General features: G+C 63.1%; 1 protein-coding gene and 1 pseudogene. Both read left to right on the top strand.

The window, feature by feature from the left end; all coding sequences use genetic code 11:
• A pseudogene (locus tag EWM57_RS20830) lies at window positions 1-1021 on the top strand (2-oxoglutarate dehydrogenase E1 component); the annotation flags it as partial.
• Between the two features lie 117 nt (window positions 1022-1138).
• Entirely contained in the window at window positions 1139-2812 is a 1674-nt protein-coding gene (gene odhB, locus EWM57_RS20825) for a 2-oxoglutarate dehydrogenase complex dihydrolipoyllysine-residue succinyltransferase (protein WP_129923215.1), read from the top strand.
• Window positions 2813-2893: the final 81 nt, after the last annotated feature.

The following is a 2893-nucleotide window of genomic DNA, read 5'->3' as shown; positions in this document are numbered from 1 at the left end:
AAAGCACATTGTGCGCGTCAGCGGGCAAGACGTGCAGCGTGGCACCTTCTCCCACCGCCACGCCGTCTTGCACGACGCGGAAACCTCGGCGCCCTACAACTCGCTCGACTACATCGAGGAAGGTCAGGAAAAGCTGAGCATCTACAACTCGCTCTTGAGCGAGTACGCGGTGCTGGGCTTCGAGTTCGGCTACGCCATGGCCAACCCCACGGCCCTGGTGATTTGGGAAGCCCAGTTCGGTGATTTCGCCAACGGCGCCCAGACCATGATTGACCAGTTCATCGTGTCGTCGGAAAGCAAGTGGCAGCGCATGAACGGCGTGGTTCTCCAGCTGCCCCACGGCTACGAAGGCCAGGGTCCGGAGCACTCCAACGCCCGCCCCGAGCGTTTCTTGCAGCTGGCGGCTGAGCACAACATCATCGTGGCCAACATGACCACGCCGGCCAACTTCTTTCACGCCCTGCGCCGGCAGCTGACCTGGAGCTTCCGCAAGCCGTTGGTGGTAATGTCGCCCAAGTCGATGCTGCGCCACCCGCTGTGCGTGTCGCCGGTGGAGGAGTTCACCTCCGGCTCGTTCCGCGAAGTGCTCGGCGACACCTACGCCGACGCCAAAAAAGTGAAGCGGGTGCTGCTGTGCTCGGGTAAAGTCTACTTCGATCTGCTCGAGGAGCAGCGCGTGTCGAACCGCACCGACGTGGCCATTGTGCGCCTCGAGCAGCTGCATCCTTTCCCGAAAAAGCAGCTCGACGCCGAGCTGGCCAAGTACCCGAAAGCCAAGCTGTACTGGGTGCAGGAAGAGCCGGAAAACATGGGCTACTGGAACTACCTGCTGCGCTTCATGCGCCGGGAGCTGGAAGATGTGGTAGCCCGCAAGGCGTCCGCGTCGCCGGCTACTGGCTACAACAAGGTGCATGTGAAGGAGCAAAAGGACCTCGTGGCCCGCGCCTTCGACAAGCCCCGGGAAGCCGTAGCCGACGCCAACATCAAGGAAACGGCGGAAAAGGCCAAGGCTACCGATTAAGCGCCCACCACGTAGCTTGCCCGCTGAGTAAGCCAGTAGAATAAGATGTAGTTCAGGTCGCGCGGACCAGCTAGTCCGGGCGACAACCAACCACCGAAACCCTTCAACTCCCTCCCTATGGGTCTGGAAATTAAAATCCCCGCCGTCGGCGAGTCCATCACCGAAGTCACCATTGCCAAGTGGCTCAAGAAAGACGGCGAGGCCGTGAAGCGCGACGAAGTTATTGCCGAGCTCGAATCCGACAAGGCCACGTTTGAATTGCCCGCCGAAGCCGATGGAACGCTGAAAATCCGGGTGGCCGAGGGCGAAACCATCGGTATCGGAACCGTCATTGCCGACATCGACGGCGCTGGTGCCGCAGCTCCCGCTGCTTCGGCTCCGGCCGCTGCCGCCCCAGCTGCGCCGGCGGCTGACCCGGTCAGCAAGGGTGAGGAAAACCCCCAGGCCAGCGACCAAGCCGGCTACGGCGGTCAGCCCGCCGGCGGCGCGGCTTCCGGCACGCCTCCTGCGGCTGGCCCAGCTGCTGCGGCTCCGGCCGGCGGTGGAGCCACGGTGGAAATGAAAATCCCGACCGTGGGCGAGTCCATCACGGAAGTAACCGTGGCCAAGTGGCTCAAGCCCGACGGCGCCCAGGTGGAGCGCGACGAAATCATTGCCGAGCTCGAATCCGACAAAGCCACGTTTGAGCTGCCCGCCGAGGGCGCCGGCACCCTGCGCCACGGCGCCAAGGAAGGCGAAACCATCAGCATTGGCGCCGTGGTAGCCCGCATTGAGGGTGGTAGTGGCGCGCCGGCTCCGGCCGCTGCTCCCGCCGCTTCGGCTCCGGCTGCCCCAGCTGCTGCCGCTCCGGCCAGTTCGGCTTCCACTTCGACTAGCTACGCCACCGGTACGCCTTCCCCGGCCGCCGGCAAGATTCTCGGTGAGAAAGGCATTGCTGCTGCCGACGTGCAGGGCTCCGGCCGCGACGGGCGCATCACCAAGGAAGATGCCCAAAACGCCCAGGCCAAGCCCGCCGCGCCGGCTCCGGCCGCTGCACCCGCTGCTGCCCCGGCCGCGGCCCCACAAGCTGCGCCAGCCGTAGCCGGTGGTAACCGCAACGTGCGCCGGGAGCGGATGAGCAACCTGCGCAAGACAGTAGCCCGCCGCTTGGTGAGTGTGAAAAATGAGACGGCCATGCTCACCACCTTCAACGAGGTGAACATGCAGCCCATCATGGACCTGCGCACCAAGTTCAAAGACAAGTTCAAGGAGAAAAACGGCGTGAACCTGGGCTTTATGTCCTTCTTCACCAAGGCCGTGTGCGTGGCCCTGCAGGAATGGCCCTCGGTGAATGCCCAGATTGACGGCACCGACATCGTGTTCAACGACTTCTGCGACATCAGCATCGCCGTATCGGCCCCGAAAGGCTTGGTAGTGCCCGTGATTCGCAATGCCGAGCAACTCAGCTTCGACGGCATCGAGAAGGAAGTGGTGCGCCTGGCCACGCTGGCCCGCGACAACAAGCTGACCATCGAGCAGATGACGGGCGGCACGTTTACCATCACCAACGGCGGCATCTTCGGCTCGATGATGAGCACCCCGATTATCAACGCCCCGCAGTCGGCCATTCTGGGCATGCACAACATCGTGCAGCGCCCGATTGCCGAAAACGGGCAGGTGGTTATCCGACCGATGATGTACCTGGCGCTCAGCTACGACCACCGCATTATCGACGGCCGCGAGTCGGTGTCGTTCCTGGTCCGGGTGAAGGAGCTGCTCGAAGATCCGACGCGCCTGCTGCTGGGCGTGTAACGGAGCCAGTAGATTACATTTGAAAAAGGGCAGCCAGTGTATCTGAGCTGCCCTTTTTGCTTGTATGCCCCAACCGAAGAA

This window comes from Hymenobacter persicinus (assembly GCF_004167665.1).
Taxonomy (GTDB): Bacteria; Bacteroidota; Bacteroidia; order Cytophagales; family Hymenobacteraceae; genus Hymenobacter; species Hymenobacter persicinus.
Note: the sequence above shows the minus strand (reverse complement) of the source record. Positions and strands in the feature narration are given on the sequence as shown.

What these genes read in the sequence shown, in the direction of transcription:
- odhB (WP_129923215.1), top strand. Translation starts at nt 1,139, where the DNA reads ATGGGTCTGGAAATTAAAATCCCCGCCGTCGGCGAGTCCATCACCGAA.